This is a genomic window from Leucobacter tenebrionis, assembly GCF_019884725.1.
Taxonomy (GTDB): Bacteria; Actinomycetota; Actinomycetes; order Actinomycetales; family Microbacteriaceae; genus Leucobacter; species Leucobacter tenebrionis.
The window spans coordinates 2372943-2393518 of the sequence record NZ_CP082322.1 but is presented as its reverse complement, the minus strand read 5'-3'; the positions used below and the strand labels follow the sequence as shown (position 1 = coordinate 2393518).

The 20576-nt window shown below is 71.9% G+C and carries 13 protein-coding genes; 2 read left to right on the top strand and 11 right to left on the bottom strand.

Annotated elements, in window-relative coordinates; all coding sequences use genetic code 11:
- Positions 1–9 precede the first annotated feature (9 nt).
- Entirely contained in the window at positions 10–1497 is a 1488-nt protein-coding gene (putP, locus tag KVY00_RS11000) for a sodium/proline symporter PutP (protein ID WP_223042995.1), read from the top strand.
- Between the two features lie 97 nt (positions 1498–1594).
- Here putP and KVY00_RS10995 read toward each other — a convergent pair whose 3' ends face one another.
- The 10 genes from KVY00_RS10995 to rplK form a co-directional block, all read right to left on the bottom strand.
- The gene (locus KVY00_RS10995; protein ID WP_223042994.1) at positions 1595–3166 is read right to left on the bottom strand and encodes a DUF5684 domain-containing protein; all 1572 of its coding nucleotides are present in this window, start codon (positions 3164–3166) and stop codon (positions 1595–1597) included.
- 138 nt (positions 3167–3304) lie between these two features.
- Positions 3305–3781, bottom strand: coding sequence for a hypothetical protein (locus tag KVY00_RS10990; protein WP_223042993.1), 477 nt, complete (start codon positions 3779–3781; stop codon positions 3305–3307).
- Positions 3778–4641, bottom strand: a complete 864-nt coding sequence (locus tag KVY00_RS10985; protein WP_223042992.1) for a PP2C family protein-serine/threonine phosphatase — start codon at positions 4639–4641, stop codon at positions 3778–3780. Before KVY00_RS10985 ends, KVY00_RS10990 begins: the two co-directional genes overlap by 4 nt.
- Positions 4638–7196 (bottom strand): DUF3488 domain-containing protein, encoded by a 2559-nt coding sequence (locus tag KVY00_RS10980; protein ID WP_223042991.1) that lies wholly within the window; start codon positions 7194–7196, stop codon positions 4638–4640. The genes KVY00_RS10985 and KVY00_RS10980 overlap by 4 nt, the downstream gene beginning before the upstream one ends.
- Complete coding sequence (locus KVY00_RS10975; RefSeq protein WP_223042990.1) at positions 7193–8575, bottom strand: DUF58 domain-containing protein; 1383 nt, start codon at positions 8573–8575, stop codon at positions 7193–7195. The genes KVY00_RS10980 and KVY00_RS10975 overlap by 4 nt, the downstream gene beginning before the upstream one ends.
- The gene (locus KVY00_RS10970; RefSeq protein WP_255572609.1) at positions 8572–9597 is read right to left on the bottom strand and encodes an AAA family ATPase; all 1026 of its coding nucleotides are present in this window, start codon (positions 9595–9597) and stop codon (positions 8572–8574) included. Before KVY00_RS10970 ends, KVY00_RS10975 begins: the two co-directional genes overlap by 4 nt.
- Before the next feature lie 16 nt (positions 9598–9613).
- Positions 9614–15796, bottom strand: coding sequence for an Ig-like domain-containing protein (locus KVY00_RS10965; RefSeq protein ID WP_255572608.1), 6183 nt, complete (start codon positions 15794–15796; stop codon positions 9614–9616).
- On the bottom strand, positions 15796–17031 hold the full coding sequence (locus KVY00_RS10960; RefSeq protein WP_223042989.1) for a serine/threonine-protein kinase: 1236 nt from the start codon (positions 17029–17031) through the stop codon (positions 15796–15798). Before KVY00_RS10960 ends, KVY00_RS10965 begins: the two co-directional genes overlap by 1 nt.
- Positions 17032–17158: 127 nt before the next feature.
- Positions 17159–17848 (bottom strand): 50S ribosomal protein L1, encoded by a 690-nt coding sequence (rplA, locus tag KVY00_RS10955; protein ID WP_223042988.1) that lies wholly within the window; start codon positions 17846–17848, stop codon positions 17159–17161.
- Positions 17849–17860: 12 nt separating this feature from the next.
- Positions 17861–18292 carry a 50S ribosomal protein L11 gene (gene rplK / locus KVY00_RS10950; RefSeq protein ID WP_223042987.1) on the bottom strand — a complete coding sequence of 144 codons (432 nt, stop codon included), beginning with the start codon at positions 18290–18292 and terminating at the stop codon, positions 17861–17863.
- Positions 18293–18731: 439 nt separating this feature from the next.
- On the opposite strand from rplK, the gene KVY00_RS10945 reads away from it, so the two are divergent.
- Positions 18732–19556, top strand: coding sequence for an endonuclease domain-containing protein (locus KVY00_RS10945; protein ID WP_255572607.1), 825 nt, complete (start codon positions 18732–18734; stop codon positions 19554–19556).
- Positions 19557–19753: 197 nt separating this feature from the next.
- On the opposite strand, the gene nusG is transcribed toward KVY00_RS10945, so the two are convergent.
- On the bottom strand, positions 19754–20554 hold the full coding sequence (nusG, locus tag KVY00_RS10940; RefSeq protein WP_223042986.1) for a transcription termination/antitermination protein NusG: 801 nt from the start codon (positions 20552–20554) through the stop codon (positions 19754–19756).
- Positions 20555–20576: the final 22 nt, after the last annotated feature.

The following is a 20576-nucleotide window of genomic DNA, read 5'->3' as shown; positions in this document are numbered from 1 at the left end:
GGGACGACGATGTCCGACCAGATCTATCTCTACATCGCTCTCGGCATATACTTCGCCGCGATGATCGCGATCGGAGTCTTCGCTGCGCGCAAGACCACCGATCATGAGGACTACATGCTCGGCGGCCGCAACCTCCCGGCATGGGTCGCGGCGCTGAGCGCGGGCGCCTCCGACATGTCGGGTTGGCTCATCATGGGTCTGCCCGGCGCGATCTATGCGGCGGGCCTCATCGAGGGATGGATCGCCATCGGGCTCACCATCGGCGCCTACCTGAACTGGCGGCTAGTCGCGCCGAGGCTGCGCGCCTACACCCAGGTCTCGAACAACTCGATCACGATCCCGAGCTTCTTCGAGAACCGGTTGCGCGACAAGACCCGCATTCTCCGCGTGGCCTCGAGCGTCATCATCCTGGTGTTCTTCACCCTCTACATCTCGTCGGGCATGGTGGCCGGCGGCAAGTTCTTCGAGAGCTCGTTCGGTTCGAGCTATCTGCTCGGCATGGGGCTCGTCTCCGTCGTCACGCTCGCGTACACCCTGTTCGGCGGATTCCTCGGCGCCTCGTTCACCGACGTGGTGCAGGGCCTGATGCTGGTCATCGCCGTGGTCATCGTGCCCGTCTTCGCCGTCGTCGCCGTGGGAGGCGTCGGCGAGGCCACCGCACTCATCTCGTCGCTGCACCCCGACCACTTCAACCTCTTCGGAGGTGACGGGCTCACGAGCGTCACCATCCTCAGCATCGTCTCGGGTCTCGCGTGGGGCCTCGGCTACTTCGGCCAGCCCCACATCATCGTGCGCTTCATGGCGCTGCGCTCGCCCTCCGACGCCAAGTCGGGTCGCCGCATCGGCATCACCTGGCAGATCGTCTCGCTCGCCGGAGCCGTGCTCGCCGGCCTCATCGGCGTCGCCTACGTCGCGAAGAACGACATCGACCTGAGCGACCCCGAGACCGTGCTGCTCATGATGTCCCAGACGCTGCTGCACCCCCTGGTCGCCGGCCTCGTGCTCGCGGCCGTGCTCGCGGCGATCATGAGCACGTTCTCGAGCCAGCTCATCGTCTGCTCCTCCGCGCTCGTCGAGGATCTCTACAAGGTGGTGCGGAAGACGCCTCCCTCGCAGAAGTCGCTCGTCCTGCTCGGGCGCCTCTGCGTGCTCGCGGTCGCCATCGTCGCCGCGATCCTCGCCCTCGTGCCGAACGACACCGTGCTGGGCCTCGTCAGCTTCGCCTGGGCGGGCTTCGGAGCCGCGTTCGGCCCGATCGTGCTGCTGAGCCTCTACTGGCGCAAGCTCACCAACTGGGGCGCCCTCGCCGGCATGGTGTCCGGCGCGGCGACCGTCTTCATCTGGAAGGCTCTCGGCACGGGCCTCTACGAGCTGCTCCCGAGCTTCATCGTCGGCATGCTGGTGGCCGTCGTCGTCAGCCTCGCCACGTACAAGCGGAACGAGGAGATCGAGCAGGAGTTCACCCACACCGGCGCGATGGTCGTCGTCGGCCGGTAGCGCCGGCGGTCAGCGGGCACCGCGTACGGTCGGCGGGCTCCGCCAACCGTACGCGGTGCGGCGGAGGAACGGGGCGGCGCAAGAGGTGCCTCGCGGATCAGCCGAGGCGGCGCAGCGTGACCTCGAGCGTGCCGATCACCAGACGCTCGGTCACGGGAGCCTCGCGGTTCACCTCGAGCGGGATCTGATCGCCGTGTTCGTCGACGAGGGCGACGCCGTTGGTCGAATCGAGATCCTCGATGGTCCAGGTCTCGTCGACGCGGCGCAGTCGGGCGTGCGACTTCGAGAGCGTGCGCGTGGGGTCGACGATCTGCAGCACCGCGCTGCCGTTCCTGGGCTGGGGTTTACGCCCCACCACGATGTCGTCGCCGCGGAGTTCGAGCACCTCGCCGTCGGGGAGTTCGAGACCCCAGCGCGACCGGCGGGGCACCACGACCGTGCGGTCGAGGTCTTCTTCGTTCGCGGCGTCGGTCGCCGACTCGGTGAATACCGTTCCGGCCGAGGCTGCGGGCGCGTCCACCGTCTCGCCGAGCGCATCCTCTGCGGGCTCCTCCTCGGCCCGGTGCGCGGCGGCCGCCCGAGGCGCGGGATCGGTGCTCTGCTCGGGGTTCGAGTCGAAGATGGAGGGGCGCACGGTCGAGAAGGACTCCTGCGAGTCGAACTCCTGCCCGGCGGCCGGCGGTTCGGGAGCGACAACCGGCGGCAGCACCACGGGCGGTGCCTGCTGCGGAGCGGCGGGCGCGGGCGGAGCGGACGACGCGGGCGGCGTATCGGCCGCCGGCGGAGCCGCGGGCACCGGCCGCGGGTTCGACTCCTCGATGCTCGGCCAGGCGAACGGCCTCGCCGGCTCCTCGGCGCCGAGCAGCGGCGGCTGGCGCCGCTGGAAGTCCTCCTGGGCGAGACGCTCGTAGTGGCCGGCGGTGGTGCGGCTGAACCCCCACTCGTCGCCGGGCTGCGGGGGCTGCGGCTCACCGACGCTCGGCGCGCCCGCCTGCGGGACATCGGGCGCCGGCGCGAACCGCTGCGGCTCACCGGGCTGCTGCCAAGGCTGCACCGGCTCCGGGAACGCCTGAGAACCGGCCTCCGGTATCGCCTGCGGCCCGGCCTGCTCCGCCCCAGGCTGGTATCCCGGCTGCGGCGCGACAGGCTGCGGGGGCGCGTACATCGGGGCGGGCGCCGCGTACTCGCCCGGTGCGGCGTACCCGCCCTGGGCGGGGTACGCGGCGGGGTCGTATCCCGCGCCTGGGCGCTCGGCGTCGATCGCGCTGGTCAGCACCATCGCCCACACGGGCGGCAGCAAGGCCCCCAGCACGGTGTACCCGCCGCCCTTGCCGTGCTCGGCGTTGAGCCGGTGGATCGCGATCACCGACACGATGTAGGCCACCAGCGAGAGGCCCGGGATGAGACCGAACAGCACGAGCCAGCCGGGCAGACCGCCGCGCTGCACGAGCTGCCACTGGTTCCACACCGGGATCCAACCGTGCGTCGAGGGCAGTCCGATGCGCGGGAACAGCACCGAGAGCGACCACAGGTACCAGATGTAGAAGGCGATGGCGAAGAACAGCCCGACGAGCATCGCGAGCATCACCGCGGGCCCGAAGAACGGAGCAGGCGTGTACGTCATGCCGATGATCGGGAGGACGTCGAGGCTCAGATGGGTCGAGGGCATGTGCTCCTGCTTTCCAGACGCAAGTATTGCGGCATCAACACTGCATAACGATATCCGCGGCTGTGCTGCGACGCAAAGGTTCGCCGCGTACGCTATCCGCGCTCATCTGCCTCTCTCGCACCGTCCGATTCGTGCGCTTCATCCGAAAGCGAGCGCCGCCACGAGCCAGAGACCGACGACCGACAGGGCCGTGGTCGCGGCGTAGGCGATGATCGTGATGGTGCGGGATCGCCTCGCCCGCTTGGCCAGGGACGGCAGCGGCGGTCTCTCGACCACGGGTTGCGCGGTTGCGCTCGGGGCCGGGCCGATCCGCCGATGCACCGCGTCGGGCCCGGGCGCATCGCCCCGCTGCGTCGCGCTGCGCGGGCCGTAGACGGGGGCGGGCACGGCACGCCACGGTTCGGGATCGGCCGCGGGCTCCGACGCTCCGCGCACCGAGCGCTTCCGCGCGGAGGGGCGCCGCTCGGCGATCACGGTCTCGTCGCTGAGCGGGGCGCCACCGGGCGCATCGACCGACGGCGCGCCGTCGCCGTGCCGGGCTGCGGAGGCTCGTCTCGACACCACGACGGTCTCGTCGTGCGGATCCTCGGGTTCACCCCGCCCTTCGGGATTCACGATGCCGGCCTCGTCACATCGAGGGTGGTCTCGTCCACCTCGTCATCGTCCGCGGGGTCGTCGTCGGTCTCAGGGCCGGATCCGCCCCCGCCCGAGCCGACGCCGAACCCCGACCCGTCCGAGAGCGTGTCGACCACGATCACGGTCACGTTGTCGCGACCGCCGGCCTCGCAGGCGCGCCGCACCAGCTCGTCGGCCACCGACTCGGGGCGCCCTCCCACGGTGAGCACCGCGCGCAGCTCCTCGTCGTCGACCTCCGAGGTCAACCCGTCCGAGCAGATCAGCAGCCGCAGCCCCGTGCGCAGCGGCAGCAGCCAGCCGTCGTGGCGGGAGTCGTCGGATCCGAGCGCCCGCGTGATCACGTTGCGGGGCGCGAGCTCGGCGTCCTCGTATCCGGCCGCGGCGAGCTCGGCGTAGAGCGAGTGGTCCGACGTGATCTGCGAGAGGCTCGCGCCGCGATGCTGGTAGACGCGCGAGTCGCCCACGTTGATCACGTACCAGTGCGGTGCGCCCCGATGCTCCACGAGCACGACGCCGGTGAGGGTGCAGCCGGCGCCCCGCTCGTCTCCGCGCGAGATCACGTCGACGGCGGCCCTGGCTCTGTCGAGCGCCGCATCGACGTCGGCGACCTCGAGCGGCCGGCTGCTGCCGAGCGCGGCGAGCTCCGCGAACGCGGCGATCGCCGCCGCACTCGCGAGGTCGCCCGCGGCGTGCCCGCCCATGCCGTCGGCCACCACGAACACGGGCTGCTGCGCGAGCGCCAGATCCTCGTTGATGCTTCGCCGCAGGCCGACGTCCGTGCGCGCGGCCGCTGCGATCACCGGAATCCCCGCGGTTCCCCGGGTCACCGTCTCGTTCATCCGCTCAAGCCTCCCCCGGGCGGCGTCCTGCGCCGCCCCGCTCCGATTCCGTACGAGCGCAGCGAATACGCCGCGCGAAGTCTGGTCATCATTCCCGTGCCGGCCGCGCGCTCGGCCCGATCCGCCTCGGCGGCTCGCCACAGCTGGTCGGCCGTGCCCGCGTCGATGCCGTGCGGCGAGAAGACCGCGCGGTCCACCTGGGCGGCGGCCCAGCGCGCGGGCGCCGTGTCCAGCGCCTCCGCGATCTCGCTGCGCGTCGCACCGGCCGGCACAGCCGCACCGAAGTCGACCGCCCGATCCAGCATCTCTTCCCAGGCACCGATGGCCCGCAGCTCGGGCACCGGCTCGGCGCGCCTGCGGCGAGCGCGGAGCCGCTTCGCGAGGGGGAGGAAGAGCAGGGGTGCGGCGAGCAGGGCGAGAGCGGCGAGCGACAGGCCGACCGCGCGCAGCACGGGCCACAGACCGGATGCAGCGGGTGCCGGCGTCTCGGAGTCGCCGCTCTCGCCCTGCTCGCCGAGACCCACCGGGGGATCGACCTCGCGGGCGTCGCGCTCCTCGGGTTCGGTCGGGAACTCGGGCAGCCGCTCGCCCTGCTCCAGGCGCTCGGGGCGCTGCTCGACCTGCGGTGTGACATCGATGGGCACCCACTCCCCGTGATCCCCGCGGGCCTCGATCCAGGCCGCGAGATGCTCCCCCGTGCACTCGCGGGTGCAGGACGGAACGCCGTCCACCCCGGCCTCGCCCCGATCCCCGTCGCCCTCGCTCAGCCGCACCCCGACGACCGCGCGGGCTTCGTAGCCGAGCGCCCTGGCGATGAGCACCGCGGCCGCCGCGAACTGCTCGTCATCGCCGACGCCGGCGACGAGCTGCTCGGGTCGTGCCCCGTCGCCCGCGGCGATCTGCTGAGCGTTGAGCTGCTCGAAGAGCGCCTCGATGCGCGCCAGGGAGTGCCCTCCGGGGCTCGATTCGAACTGCGTGCCGTAGCGCTCGCCGAGCCGTTCGAGCCAGAGGCGCTCGCCGTCGGCGTCGCTCATGGAGTGGCTGAGGTAGCCGCGCTGCCGCAGCCGGTCGATGAGTTCGATGAGCCCGGCCGCGCTGTCGGGCTGCTGCTGACGCTCGATCCACGCGCCGAGCTCGGGGGCGGCCTCGGTGTCGAAGAGCGGGGCGCCGGGATCTCCGAGGCTGTCGATACCGGGATCGGCGGCGGTCTGCATCTGGGCCGAGTAGACGTCGCCCTCTGCGAGCCCCGCGGTGCGCCCGGCCGCGGAGCCGGAGGCGGATCCCGCAGCAGAGCCTACTGCAGGGTCGGCGGCGCCCGCCGCACCGGCGGCACTGCCCGCGCCGCCCGGCACCGCCACCGCGGCGCCCGTCTCGCGGTTCACGTAGAACGCGTCGGCGAGCTCGGCGGAGCGGTCGCCCGAGAACACGGGCGGGCTGCCGAGCGGCGCGGTCGGCGCCCAGATGTCGGAGTACCCCGATCCGATCCGCACGGTGACGCGCTCGGGGTCGGAGATCGCACCGCCGCTCGGGAAGCGGGTGAACCGTGCGGCCGCATCGTCGCCGACGTGGAAGTCGACCCCGTCATAGGTGTCGAGCACGGCGAGCCGCAGGCGCTCCGGCAGCGCTCCGCTCGACTCGACCGTGAAGAGCGGCGCGTCGAGCGCGTCGTCGCGCTTGAAACCGCGGTAGGCGGCCAGGGGGCTGGGGCGCTCGCGTACGACGATCTCGGGGTCGACGCGGTCGCGGGGCACCGCGCGCGCGCCGGTGTCGAGCACCGGGGCGAACGCGCCGCCGGCGACGAGTGCCACGACCACGATGCCGGCGCCCACGAGCGCCCGCGCGCCCCTGCCCCCGCCGCGGGAGGACCCGTCCGCGGCGCGGCCGAGCCTGAGCGCGGCACGCCGATCCTCCCCCGAGACGAGCCCGACCCACACCGCCGCCAGCGCGGCGGCACCCAGCCACAGGCCGATCTCGCGGGGAGCCGCGATCTCGAGCACGCCGAGATGCAGAGGCGCGCTCACCTGCGAGGCCCCGAACACCGTGCCGAAGGCGACGGGCGCGAGCAGCGGGGCGGCCGCGAAGCTCGCAATGCGCGAGGCCCGCCGCGCGAGGATTCCCACGAGCAGCGCCGAGAGCAGGAACACGACGTAGGCCGGCACGAGCACCGTGCGGTAGACGCCGACGGGCAGCGTCAGGGTGAGCAGCTGCTTCCACCCGAGGGCGACCGCGGCGAGGCCGTCGAGCAGACCGCGCAGCGGACCGAGCGCGCCCCGGGGAGGCATCGCCTCGGGCACCGCGACCGGCACGACCGTGAGCGCGAAGACGACGAGCGCGAGCGCGGCGACCGCCACGGGGCTCAGGCGGAACCGCTCGCGCACCCACGCGATGCCGGTACCGAGAACCAGTGCCGCGACCGCGACGACCCAGAGCCACGACGTGCGGTAGATCGGCCACGCCGCCCACACGCCGAGAACGAGAGCCCCCGCCGCGGCCGCCGTCCCGAGGAGCGAGCGCACCGCACCGCCCGGGAGCGAGCGGGCCGCCGCGGGCTTCACAGCGAGCTCCTGAGCATCAGCTGCGGCAGGTCGGCGAGCGCTCCTACGGTGAGCACGGTGAGGGGATCGATGCGCTGCGCGCGCGGCTCGGCGTGCAGCTCGCAGCGCACCGCCAGCACGTGCACATCGGGGGCGAACACGATCGCGGCTCTGCGGATCCGCGTCAGATCGGCCGCGGATCCCACGACCAGCGCGACGATCGACAGCGGGCGGCGCGACTGCGCGAGCCCCCGAGCAAGCACCTCGAACGGCGCGCCCTCGGCGACCGCCTCGAGCTCGGCCCAGGCGTCGAGCAGCTGCTGCGGGTCGCGGGACGGCAGCTCCTCGAGCCCGTCGACGCTGGGGCGCATCCGACCGGGCGCCCAGGCGGAGGCGACGAAGCGCTCGCGCCCCTCGCGCACGGCCTGCACCGAGATGGACGCGGCGACGCTCACCGCGAGTTCGAACTCGTCGTCGCTCCGGTACTCCCCGCGGATCGCATCGAAGAGCACCGCGACGCGCGCGGTCTGCGATTCCTCGTACTGCCGCACCATCAGCGTGCCCGTCTTGGCGGTCGACTTCCAGTGCACGTGCCGCATGGCGTCGCCGGGGGCGTACTCGCGCACGGCGTAGAACGAGAGGTCGGAGTCGGTGAGGCGGCGGGTCGACGCGCCCTCCAGATCGCGCACGAGGCCCGCGGAGTTCTGGGGCAGCGGCGCGAGAGCCGGGTGCACGTGCACGAGGTGCCGCTCGGGCCAGGTCACCTCCCGGCGCAGCAGACCCACCGGATCCCTGCGCGCGACGGTGAGCGGCCCGACCGCGATCACGCCGCGGCGCACCGCGGGCACCTGCACCGGCAACTCGATCTCCGCGCCCGGGCCGATGAAGGGCACCGCGAGCTCGCGCAGCGCGGGCCCCACGGGCAGTTCCGCGACCGCGGGCAGCGCCGGCCGCGATCCCCCGTTCTCCACGATCACCCGCACCTGCACCCTGCCGCCGACGGTCACGCTGCGACGGTCGAGCACGATGCGCACGCGATAGGCCCGGCTGCCGATGAGGAAAGGGAGCGCGACGAGCAGCAGCACGCCGCCCGCGACGGCCGCGAACCAGGCCTCCACCCACGAGAGCGCGCTGCCGAGCACCGCGCCGGTCACCGTTATCGCGAGCACGAACCAGCCGAGCGGAGTGACGGCCTGCGCGGCGCCCCGCCATGCGAGGGAGACGCCGCGCCGCGTTCGCCGCCACCACCTGCGCGCGACGAGGCGCCGTCGCCGGGCGGGATCCAGCGCGCGCGTCGAGGTGCGCGTCTCGCCGAGGCGAGTCGACGTGCGGGTGCCGCGCGTGCTCCGCGTACCGCGCGTCGCGGTGCGGAACAGGCGGCTGCGGGTGTGCTCGCTCACGCCGTGCCGTTCTCCCGCGGCACCGGGGTGTCGATGAGGATCTGCCCGATCACGGCCTCTGCCGTGACGCCGTCGAACTCGGCCTCGGGCTCGAGCACGAGACGGTGCGCGAGCACCGGGATGGCGAGCTCGCGCACGTCGTCGGGGGTGACGAAGGAACGGCCGGCCACGAGCGCCCACGCCGAGGCCATGCGTACGAGCGAAAGCGCGCCTCGCACGCTGGCGCCGAGGCGCACCTCGCTCGCGCGGCGGCTCGCCTCGACGAGCTGGGAGACGTAGGAGGCGATGAGCGGACTCACCGATACGGCGCGCGCGAACCGCTGCAGCTGGGAGAGCGTGCCCGTGCCCATCACGGCGGGCACCTCGGGGGTGCGCGCGATCTGCTGCAGGATGCGCATCATGGCCGCGTCGTCGGGGTAGCCGATCGAGGTCTTGATCATGAAGCGGTCGAGCTGGGCCTCGGGCAGCCGATAGGTGCCCGCCTGCTCGACGGGGTTCTGGGTCGCGATCACGAGGAAGGGCTCGTGCACGCGATGGGTCTGCCCGTCGACCGTGACCTGGTGCTCCTCCATCACCTCGAGCAGCGCCGACTGCGTCTTCGGGCTCGCCCGGTTGATCTCGTCGGCAAGCACCACGTTCGCGAAGATCGGCCCCGCGTGGAACTCGAATACGCCCTGCTTCTGGTCGTAGACGGTGATGCCGGTGACGTCTCCCGGCAGCAGGTCGGGAGTGAACTGGATGCGCGACGAGGTGCCGTGCATGGTCTTGGCGAGCGCGCGGGCCAGGGCGGTCTTGCCGGTTCCGGGCACGTCCTCGAGCAGTACGTGGCCGCCCGCCATCGCCGTGGCGATCACCAGCTCGATCACGCGGCGCTTGCCCTGGATCGCCAGCTCCATCGCGTCGGCGATGGTGCGCACGGCCTCGCTCGCCCAGCGCGCGCGGTCATCAGTGAGCGGATCGCTCGCGTCTGCGGCGCCTCGCTCGCGGATCTGGTCGCGGATCGGCTGCTGCTCGGGTGTCATCTGCGGTTCCTTCTGGTCACGGCGTTGGCTGGTACAGGGTAGGGGGATCGGGATCGCCCGGCGGTTCGCCGCCGGTGTCGGCCCCACCGCCCTCGGCTCCGGCGTCGGACCCGGAGTCGGATCCGGCGTCGGACCCGCCCGGGTCCGGTGGCGGATCGCAGACCTTGCCGGTGAAGATCGCCGGCTCGTAGTCGGTCGACCAGCTCACCAGCACGTCGTTCGTGCCCGACAGCGAGTAGGAGGGTGTCGCCCCGGGCTTGCCGTCGATCGAGAAGCGCGAACCCCACCGGCTCGGGTCGGATGCCGGATCGATGCATCCGCCGCCCTTCCAGGAGACTGTGAAGGGGGTCTTGCCCCGCGGCGGGCCGACGGTCGCCGCGTCGACGGAGCAGCGGTTTCCGCCGTCGACGCACTGCCTCGCCCGCGCATCGGGACGGTTCGGCGTGACCTCCGAGACGGGCACGTCCCAGACGATGGTGCCGCCCTCGACCGTGACCATGGCGGATTCGTCCGGGGCGACGGCCGCGTACGTCACCGAGGTCTCGGAGCTCGCCGGGCTCGGCACGGAGCTGATGGTGTACCGGGCTTCGTTCGGGGCGGGTACCGCACCACCGGTGAAGATGGAGTTCGTGCCGATAGCGGCGGTGCGACCGAAGCTGTTGCTCGCGCAGACCGCGCCCGTGAAGTACTTGAACGGGGGCAGCCGGTCGCCGCTCTTCGTCGATCCGGTGCAGTCGGGGGCGGTGCGCCCCTCCTGCAGACCGAAGTCGAACTCGAGTTCGTCTCCGCCGCCCCGCTCGAACCCCGCGGTATCGAACAGCCACCCCGTCTCGTTCGCCCCCGTCGCGGTCAGCAGCGCGCTCCGGGGCGCCGCCGGCGCGCCGATTGGCGTGACCTTCGCGGAGTTCGCGGCGCCGCGCCCGCCGTCCTGCCCCGTGTAGCCGGGCGGGATCATCCCCGGCCGGTCGGCGGCGACGACCCTGAGGATGTGCGGCTGCCCCGCGGAGAGCTCGTAGACGCCGTCGCCGGCGATCGGCGTCTCGACGCCGTCGATCGTGAGCACACGCACCGCGGCGCGGCTCTCGCCGATCGTCGCTCGCACGCGGCCGCGGTCCGAGCGGGTGTTCTCGGGCCACTTCACGGCCTCGGCGGTGATGGAGGGCGGAGCCGGGGGCACGTACGCCCAGGTCTGCGCCCCGCCCGCGCTCCGCTCCGACGCGCCCACCTCGTTCACGGCCCGCGCGAAGTAGGTGCGCCGCTCCCCGGGCTCGAGACCCGAGACCGTGCAGGTGGCCTGGCTGCCCGCGAGCGAGCAGCTGCCGACCGGCTCGCCCCCGCCGGTCAGCAGTTCCACGCCGGTCACGGCGGGATGCGATGCCTCGCCGCTCAGCCGCACGGAGAGCGCGACGCTGCTGCCGTCGGCGCTCAGGGGCGCGACTCCGACCGGCGCGCGCGGAACGCCCCGCGCGTCGAGTTCGATGCGTCCCTGACCGGTGCGCCCCTGCGCATCGCTCACGGTGTACACAGCGGTGCACTCGCCGCCGGGGCCGCCGTCGCCTCGCGGCCAGCTCGCGCTCACACCGTCGCCGGAGATCCGCAGCGAGGCTACCGCGCAGCCGCTCCCATCGATCGATTCGAGCTTCAGACCGCCGCCCTTCTTGCCCGCGAAGGGGTCGTGCTCGCCGGGTGCGCCGATCAGCTGCGCACCGCAGGCCGATCCGACGGTGCAGTTCAGCGCCACCGAGGCCCCGCGCGGCGAATCCTTCGCGGCAGTGCCCACGCGCAGCGCGAGAGGGGCGCTGCTCCCCTCGCCGCTCGCCACGCTCACGACGAGCGCATCCTCGCGGCCGGGCACGGCGTCGGCGCGGGCCTCCACTTCGAGCTTCGAGCCTCTCTGCTGCACCTCGAAGCGGTCTCCGCCCCCGCTCACCGAGAACCGCAGGCTCCCGAGGTCGCCCTCGCGGCCTCCCTGCCAGCGCACCATGTCGGTGAGGTCGATCGTCTGCGACGCTCCGGGCGCGACGGTTCTCGTGAGGGGCTCGAGCTCGGCGACCGGCTCATCCGGCACGATCTGCACCGGCACCGCCAACTGCGTCCACGCGCGCTGCTCGACCAGCTTCACCGAGATCAGGCAGCTATCGCCCCAGGGGCCGTCTTCGCCCGCCGTGTAGCGCAGGCTCGATGCACTCGTCGCCTCGCAGGATGCCTGATCCCTCCGCACGGGGAACGCGCCGACGCGGAACTCCGCGCGGTCGCCGCTCGCGAGATCCACCAGGTCGGCGAGCTGCGCCTCGATCGACTCGCCCTCGTCGACGCTCAGCGGACCGACGCCCGGTTTGAGGGTGAGCCGCAGTTCGTCGAGCGGCGGGATCACCAGGAAGCCGAAGCTCCGCACCTCCGCGCCGCTCGCGTCCTCGCCGGCGAGCTCGAACGGTACGAGATCGCCCTCGGCCCGGTACTCGCCCGAGATGCGCGAGCCGTCCACCGAGAAGCGATCCGCTGCACTCCCCCAGACCGAGAGCCGCAGCGTGCTCGGATCGCCCGCGGCCCACCGCACGCGGTCGGTCACGACATCGACGCCGCCGCGCTCCAGCTCGGTGCGGTCGCGCGCCGACAGGACCGTGTCCTGCACGACCGGCGCCTGCTGGCCGACCCTCGACGAGACCTGCACCACGATCAGCCCGTCCGCCGTGCTCGACGACTCGGTCGAGCGGGCCGTGTACCGGTACGAGACCGTGCCGATCTCGTCGGCGGCCCGCACCGTCACCCGGCCCTCCTCCAGCTGCGACAGGTCGAGCCGCTGCTGCAGGTCGCGATACTGCGCTGAGCCCTCGCCGCCGGGCACGTTCGGCACCACCTCGACGAGCTCGAGCCTGCCGCCGGCCGGGTCGGCATCGTTGTCGAGCGGCCGCACCACCGCGGGGCTCGCCGCCCCCTTCGTCATGCGCACGTAGTCGCTGAAGGCGACGGGGGCTCGGGATCCGCCGGTCTCCTCCACCAGGATCACGCGCAGCCGGCCCTCGGCCTCGCCGCCGAACTCGTCGCGCACCGTGTAACCGAGCATCTCGACGCCCGGCTGCGCACCCGCCGACGCCTCGACCTGCACGGCCGCCGACCTCGACACCACCGAGGCCGTCACCTGCGCCCCCTCCGTCGCCTCGACTCCCACGAGCCGCACGCGATCCCCGTCGGGATCGACGCCCGAGAGCGGCACCCGCACCGTACTGCGCTCCCCGGGCGCGAGACGTACCGTGAGCGGCGCGGGCTGCGGATCCCGATTGCCCTCGCGCGGCAGCACCGTCACGCGCACCTCGCCGACGTCGCTCGCCTCGGGCGTGCTCGCACCGTAGCCCGTGTAGGTGAGCGTGTAGGTACCCGGGTCACTCGGCGCCAGATACCGCAGCACATTGCCCGAGGCGAAGGCGAGTTCTCCCTTCGCCCCCGAACCGCCGATCTGCGGGTGCAGCACGAGCCGCTGCCCGGGCGGCGCGACATCGTTGTCGAGCACGGGGATGTCTGCGACCGCACCCGCCCGCACCGTGATGCTGTCGGCGACCGCGATCGCGCCGCCCTCGCTCGTCTCGGGCACCTGGAAGACGGTCAGCCGCGCCGTCGACACCCGGTCGCCCTCCTCGACCGTGATATCGGCGGAGCCGATCCTGCCTGCGGCACCGTCGAGTGTGCTGCCCGAGACCCGCACCTGCGCGTGATCCAGCACATCCGCGCTCAGCTCGCCGTCGACCACCGTCGCCGCGTTCACGACCAGCGCCCGGGCGTTCGCCCCGGGCACCGCATCGAGCACGTCGATCGTCGTATCCGCGAGCGGTCGCACGAACGCTCTGAGCGGCGGCAACCCGAGTTCGGGGCGCGATTCGAGTGCGGTGACCCGCAGCGTCCCCGTGATCTCGGCGTCCGTGCCCGTGTCCCGCGCCGTGATCGCCACGAGGATCGCACCCGGCTGCCTCGCGCTCACCTCGATCGTTCCCGCGGCGACGTTCACGCCGACATCCGCGCTGCCGCTCTGCACCCGCGCGTCCGTGAGCGCGAAGGATCCCGAACCGCCCGTGATGCGGCTCAGCGGGCGCACCACGGCGGACTCGCCCACCACGGCCGTGCTCGCGATCGGGCTCATCTCGGCACTGGCGCCCGAGCGGATCTGCACGACCAGGTCCCGCTCCGTCGCGTCGCCGCGGGCATCCGCCACTCGCACCCGCACCGCGACATCGCCGTCGGCGGCATTCGGATCCGAGTGGCGCAGCGCGAGGCGGCCGTCGCCCGAGACGAGCACGCGCACCGGGTCCTCAGCGTTCACGGCGCGGGCGCTCTCGAGCATCATCGGATCGCCCTCGGGATCGACCCAGCCCTCGAGCCCCGGCAGCACGAGCGTGCCGCCCGGCGCGAGCTCCGGGCTCGGCCACTCCCGCTGACAGCCCTCGACCGGGCACCACTGCGGGGCGGAGTTCGTGCCGGGCTCGGCGACCGTCAGCGCGACGGTCGCCGGTTCGGAGACGTGCACGCCGTCCGTGATTCGGTACGAGAACGTCGCCGATCCTCCCGCATCCGCAGCGGGATGGATCACGATCGACTGGGCGTCGGGCAGCAGAGACACCGCGCCGAACCCGGGTGTCAGATCGTCGCCGAGACCGTCGGGCACGATCGTCAGCACGTCCTTGCGATTCGGGTCGTAGTCGTTGAGCAGCACGGGCAGCTGCGCCGGCTCGCCCGCGCGCACGCCGAACGAGTCGGCGACCGCGACGGGCGGCTCCTGCTCGGTCGCGTCGGCGACCACGACGGTGCCGCTGCGCTCCTTGGGCGGTTCGACGAGCGACCACTGCTCGACCGGGATGAGGCGCCCCTCCGGCAGCGTCCACATCATGCCCGTGCTCTGCTCCGAGAGCAGCCCGCTCGTGCCGTTCGAGCGGAACACCGGATCGGGCTGACCCGGCAGCTCGACCGCGCCGTCGAGCTCGAGAGGCTTCAACCCCTCGGCCGCCGACCACAGGCTCGCGCCGCTCGGGCCGAGCCAGGCGGCATAGCGACCCGCTCCCACCTGCGTCGGCTGCGTCGGCACCCCGGCCGCCTCCGCGATGCGCTCGGCGCCCTGCGCCGACACGCTCCACAGGCCCGAGCCGTCGGCCACGAGCGCTTCCGAGTCCCCGAGGCCCGCACCCTCGGCGCGCCCGGGGCTCGCGCCCGCCGTGCTCGCGCCCGCCGTGCTCGATGCCTGCAGTAGGGCGTCGCCGCCGACCCCGAACTCGACCGGTCGGCCCGATCCCTCGCGCCACAGGCGGCCCGACTCGGCGTCGAGCAGCACCCATTCACCCGCCACGATCGCGAGCTGAGCGCCCTCCCCCGCGTCGGGCGGCGCCTCCTCCGTCTCCGTGAAGCGGCCGAGGTTCACGTCGTACCAGCGCAGTTCGCCCGCCTCGGCCGAGAACATCACGAGACGCCCGTCCGCGTCGAGCGCGGCCGCGTCGGCCGCGAACCGCGCTCCCGCGGCGTCGTCAGACGCGGCATCGGTCTGACCGTCCCGCCCGTCGCCCGCGTCGCCTGCGTCGTCCGCGGCCGGATCGGCTGAAGGATCGAGCAGCATCGGATCCGCGATCACCTCCCCGCCCTCACCCGCGAAGCGCGAGAGGAAGACCTCCCCGCCGTCGGTTCTGAAGAGCACCGCGTCGCCGGCGACGACAGTGTCGCGGGTGCCGTCAGGAGCGCGCATCGCGGACGGCGCCTCGCCGGATGCGGGCCCTGAACCCGCGTCCGATCCCGGATCCGCGTCCGATCCCGCGCCCTCCGACCCGGAGAGGACGGTCTCGGCGCTCTCATGACCGCCGTCGGCTCCGGCATCCTCGACGAGATCGCGCGGCATCGCGGGATCGATCGGCCAGACCCTGCCGTCGCCGTGGCTCAGCACCGCGCCCCGCGCCCCCGCCTGGATCACGCCGCTCGGCTCATCGACGCGCCGCACCGTGTCGATCTCGGCGGTCAGCGTATTCACCCGGGCGTACTGGCCCGAACTCCGCATCGCCCACACCGAGGGCTCCTCCCGCGGCGTCTCGCGCGCGTCGTACCCCGCGGCGACCACGGCGATCGTCGCCAGCACCGCCAGCGCGGCGGCACCCGAGACCCAGGTCAGCAGGCGCGAGCGGCGGCTCTGCGCCCCCGGCGGCCTCCGCTGCGCACGTTCCCTCCGAGCCATCACCTACCGCCAAGCACACTGAACAGCGCGGCCGCCAGCAGCAGCACACCCGCGGCCGACGCCGCCCCGATGAGCGCCGGCCGCAGCACTCCTCCCCCGCCCGAGCCGCGCCCGTCGGAGACCGCGCGCTCGCGCTCCATCTCGGCGCGCCTGCTCGCCCGGCCGTCGGCCTGCACGCGCGACACCACGGGGCCGCGCACCACCGGCGCATGGGCTGCCGGGCTGTGGGCTGTGGGGCTCTGGGCTACTCCATGCGCTGTCGGGCTGTGCGGCGCCGAGCCAGGCGCCACCGAGCCATGCTCAAGCGGGCTGTGCTCCGCCGGAGACGAGGCGACCGGCGGCACCCACTCCGAGCGCACCACATCGAGCGGCGTCACGTCGTAGCCGTACAGGCGCTGCAACTGCTGCAGCGCCTCGCCGAACTGCTGCATCGTCGCGAACCGCTGCTCCGGGCGCTTCGAGAGCGCGGCCGCCATCACGCCGTCGAACGCCTCGTAGCCCTGCGCACCGGGCACGGGCCGGTATCTCGCCCGCATGATCCGATCGCTCATCGACTTGCGCGAGTCCTTCACGCCGTCATCCCGCGCGAACGGCGAGCGGCCCGCCGCGAACGTGTAGAGCGTCGCCGCGAGCGACCACACCTCGCTCGCCACCGTGCCGGCGGTCGACCGATCGATCACCTCGGGGGCGGCCCACGGGATCGACATCGCCTCGCTCGTGCCCGCGCCACGCATCTGCCCGCGCAGGGACACGATCCCGAAATCCGCGAGCACCGGTCGCCCGGTCGTGGCCAGCAGCACGTTCGACGGCTTGATGTCACGGTGCAGAATGCCGGCCCGGTGCGCGGTCTCGAGCGCACCGGCCAGGCGCACCCCGGCGTCGATGACCTGGTCGAGCGGGATCGGGCGACCGCCGTCGCGGTGGCGGAACGATTCGGGGCAGAACTCCATGGCGATGTAGGGCCGCCCGTCGCTGGAGATGCTCGCCGCGAAGATCGAGACGATCGACGGGTGGCTCGACAGACGCGCCATCGCGTCGGCTTCCGCGTCGAACGCCAGCCGGTCCTCGACGGATGCCGCAAGCGCCGCGCTCCCCGTCAGCACCTTCACCGCGACCACGCGCCGCGGCATGTCCTGCTCGTACTGGTAGACCTGGGCGAACCCGCCGGATCCCAGCGGGCGAACATAGTTGAAACCCGAGATGAGCGGGGGTTTCGCCGCTGCCGCCTCAGGCATCGCCGATCGCGACGGAGGAGGCGGCCCGCGGGAACATATCCCCAATGCTAAAGCACGAACGGCCCTCCCGCCGACAGGTGTCGGGGGAGGGCCGTTCGTGCTGTTCTACCGGCCTCGGCCGGATCGCTTACAGGCCGGAGACGTCGAGCGGGATGCCCGGGCCGAAGGTCGTCGAAACGGCGCCCTTCTGCACGTACTTGCCCTTGGCCGACGACGGCTTGAGACGCGAGATCTCGTCGAGCACCGAGTTGATGTTGTCGGTGAGCTGCTCGGCCGAGAACGAGGCCTTGCCGACGATGAAGTGCACGTTGGCGTGCTTGTCGACGCGGAACTCGATCTTGCCGCCCTTGATGTCCTCGACGGCCTTCGCCGTGTTGGGGGTGACGGTGCCGGTCTTGGGGTTCGGCATGAGGCCGCGGGGGCCGAGCACCTTACCCAGACGGCCGACCTTGCCCATGAGCTCGGGGGTCGCGACAGCCGAATCGAAGTCGGTGTAGCCTGCGGCCACCTTCTCGATCAGCTCGTCGCCGCCGACCTCGTCGGCACCTGCGGCGATGGCGGCCTCGGCGGCAGCGCCGACCGCGAACACGATGACGCGCGCGGTCTTACCGGTGCCGTGGGGGAGGTTGACGGTGCCGCGCACCATCTGGTCGGCCTTGCGGGGATCCACACCGAGCTTGACGGCGACCTCGACGGTCGAGTCGGTCTTGGTGGAACCGGTCTCCTTCGCCAGGGCGACGGCCTCAGCGGGAGTGTAGAACTTGCCTGCCTGGATCTTCTCGGCAGCGGCGCGGTACGCCTTCGACTTCTGTGCCATGTGTCCTACCCCTTAGCCTTCGACCGTGATGCCCATGGAACGGGCGGTGCCGGCGATGATCTTCGATGCTGCGTCGAGGTCGTTCGCGTTGAGATCGGCCTGCTTCTGCTCGGCGATCTGGCGAACCTGCTCGGCGGTGACCTTCGCGACCTTGACGGTGTGCGGAGTGCCGGAGCCCTTCTGCACGCCTGCGGCCTTCTTCAGCAGCTCAGCCGCCGGAGGGGTCTTGAGCACGAAGGTGAACGAGCGATCCTCGTAGACCGTGATCTCGACGGGCACGATGTTGCCGCGCTGGGATTCCGTGGCCGCGTTGTAGGCCTTGCAGAACTCCATGATGTTGACGCCGTGCTGACCCAGCGCGGGGCCCACGGGGGGCGCCGGGTTGGCTGCGCCGGCTGCGATCTGAAGCTTGATCAGACCGGTAACCTTCTTGGCCTTTGCCATGATTGTTTCCTTTCTTCGAGCCCGCGCGGTTGCGCGCGCTCTCCCGCCGTCCCGGCCGGTCCGGGATGCGGTGCGTGTCTGCGAGGATCGCGCACAGGGCGCGCGAAGACGCAAACCAGGCAAGTCTACCCGATCCGCGCCCATTCCGCACCCGTCCCTGTGTCGCCCCGCCCTGCCGCCGCCTCGCCGCCACACCGCGCCACCGCCGCCACCGCCCAGTCCCGCCGCCCCCGCCCCATCCCAGCAGCACCGATCGACGTTCAACCACCTAGAACTCCGAAGAGGGGGTGCCCAGAGGTCGATCGGTGCCGCTGGAAGGGTGTCGAGCCCCCGCAGAACACTTCGCCCACAGCTCGTAGAAAGTGCCATATCGCGGCAAGTTATCCACATTCAGGCTTTTCGGGCGCAGCCGCGCAAGGGACCGCTGCACACTCAATGCATGTCCATCGAACAGTCTCTGCAGACCGAAGGCGGGATTGCGCGCACCTCCCGCCTTCTGCGCCTCGGCCACTCGCAGCACCAGATCAGGAGAAGCATCGCAAACGGAACGGCATCCCGGCCGCGCAGGGGATGGCTCGCGCTCGCGTCGGCGGATCCCGAACTCGTTCTCGCCGCCCGACACGGGGTCGTGCTCAGTTGCATCACCCAGGCGGCCCGGCTGGGGCTCTGGGTGCTGAAACGCGAGGAATGGCACGTGGCCGCACCACGCGGCCGCCATGTCGATCTGCCGGGAAGATCCCGAGTACATTGGCACACCCCTCTGGTCCCGCGGAGCCCCGAGTTATTGACCGACCACCTCGAGAACGTCCTGGACTGCGTGGCTCGATGCCGGCCGCACGACGAATCGCTCGCAGTATGGGACTCCGCACTGCAGCGGCAGTTGACCGACTACCCGAAGCTGGCCACGCTTCCGCTGAGCCCCCGAGCCCGCAAGATCCTGCTCGAGTGCACGCCGTTCGCCGACTCCGGCCTGGAGTCGCTTTTTCGCAGCCGTCTGAGGTGGTTGCGAGTCCCGGTGCGCGCGCAGTCCTGGCTGCACGGGCACCGCGTCGACTTCCTCATCGGTGACCGCCTCGTGATTCAGATCGACGGCCGGGATCACGTGGGCCGACAGCGAACGAGTGACAACGAGCACGATGCAGAGTTGAGACTGCGCGGGTACCACGTGATTCGCGTCGGTTACGAGCAGATCGTATACCGCTGGCACGAGGTCGAAACGATGATCCTCGAAGCCATCGCGCGCGGCCTACACCTGGCGCGATAGCCGCCTTCGTCTAGATACACCGATCAACGCTCGAACACCTCAACCACAGCGAAATGAGGTGTTCGAACATCGATCGGTGCGTGAGCGGAAAGGAGAAAGGCCGGAGGGCGAACAAGCAGGCGTAAAGCAAGACGGCACCCGAACGCGCGAACGCCCCGCGCTTCGGGAGAGAAGGCGGGGCGTTCGAAGAGAGAGGATCAGACCATCTTGGTGACCTGGTCGAAGCTGAGCTCGACCGGGGTCTCGCGCTCGAAGAGCGAGACGAGCACCGTGAGCTTGCCCGCGGCGGGGTTGATCTCGCTGATCGTGCCCGGCAGGCCCTCGAAGGAGCCCGACTTGATGGTGATGGTCTCGCCGATCTCGAAGTCGATCTCGACGTTGCCCTGAGCGGCGGCGTTGGCGGCGGCCTTGCCCTTGGCAGCGGCGGCCGGCTCGAACTCGACGGTGCTCTTGAGCATCTCGAACGCCTCGTTGAGACGCAGCGGCACCGGGTTGTGGGCGTTGCCCACGAAGCCTGTCACACCGGGGGTGTGGCGCACGACGGACCAGGTGGTCTCGTTGAGGTTCATACGAACGAGCACGTAGCCGGGGATGCGCACGCGCGTCACCATCTTGCGCTGGCCGTTCTTGACCTCCATGACTTCTTCCATGGGGACCTGGATCTCGTAGATGTCATCCACGGCGCCCATGGTCTCGCGGCGGTTCCAGAGGTTCGACTTCACCTTGCGCTCGTATCCGGCGTAGGTGTGGATCACGAACCACTTGCCCGGGCGACGGCGCAGATCCTTCTTGAAGGCCTTGTAGGGATCCTCGGCGGCCTCGGTCTCCTCCTCGACCTCCTCGTCGACGATCGCGCTGGCGGCCGCGGCCGCCTCCTCGGCGCTGTCGATGTCGAGCGCATCCTCCACCGCGGCGTCGGCGACCGGGTCGGTCGACTGCACCAGCGCATCGAGCGCCGCGTCGAGCTCGGCCTCGGGGTTGTTGTTCTCGCTCGTCATCTGTTCTTGCTTTCCTTGCTCG

Coding starts and splice junctions, on each gene's coding strand:
- KVY00_RS10985 (WP_223042992.1), bottom strand. CDS start 4,641: ATGAACGAGACGGTGACCCGGGGAACCGCGGGGATTCCGGTGATCGCA.
- KVY00_RS10960 (WP_223042989.1), bottom strand. CDS start 17,031: ATGCCTGAGGCGGCAGCGGCGAAACCCCCGCTCATCTCGGGTTTCAAC.
- KVY00_RS10945 (WP_255572607.1), top strand. CDS start 18,732: ATGTCCATCGAACAGTCTCTGCAGACCGAAGGCGGGATTGCGCGCACC.
- KVY00_RS10995 (WP_223042994.1), bottom strand. CDS start 3,166: ATGCCCTCGACCCATCTGAGCCTCGACGTCCTCCCGATCATCGGCATG.
- KVY00_RS10970 (WP_255572609.1), bottom strand. CDS start 9,597: ATGACACCCGAGCAGCAGCCGATCCGCGACCAGATCCGCGAGCGAGGC.
- rplA (WP_223042988.1), bottom strand. CDS start 17,848: ATGGCACAGAAGTCGAAGGCGTACCGCGCCGCTGCCGAGAAGATCCAG.
- rplK (WP_223042987.1), bottom strand. CDS start 18,292: ATGGCAAAGGCCAAGAAGGTTACCGGTCTGATCAAGCTTCAGATCGCA.
- nusG (WP_223042986.1), bottom strand. CDS start 20,554: ATGACGAGCGAGAACAACAACCCCGAGGCCGAGCTCGACGCGGCGCTC.
- KVY00_RS10965 (WP_255572608.1), bottom strand. CDS start 15,796: ATGGCTCGGAGGGAACGTGCGCAGCGGAGGCCGCCGGGGGCGCAGAGC.
- putP (WP_223042995.1), top strand. CDS start 10: ATGTCCGACCAGATCTATCTCTACATCGCTCTCGGCATATACTTCGCC.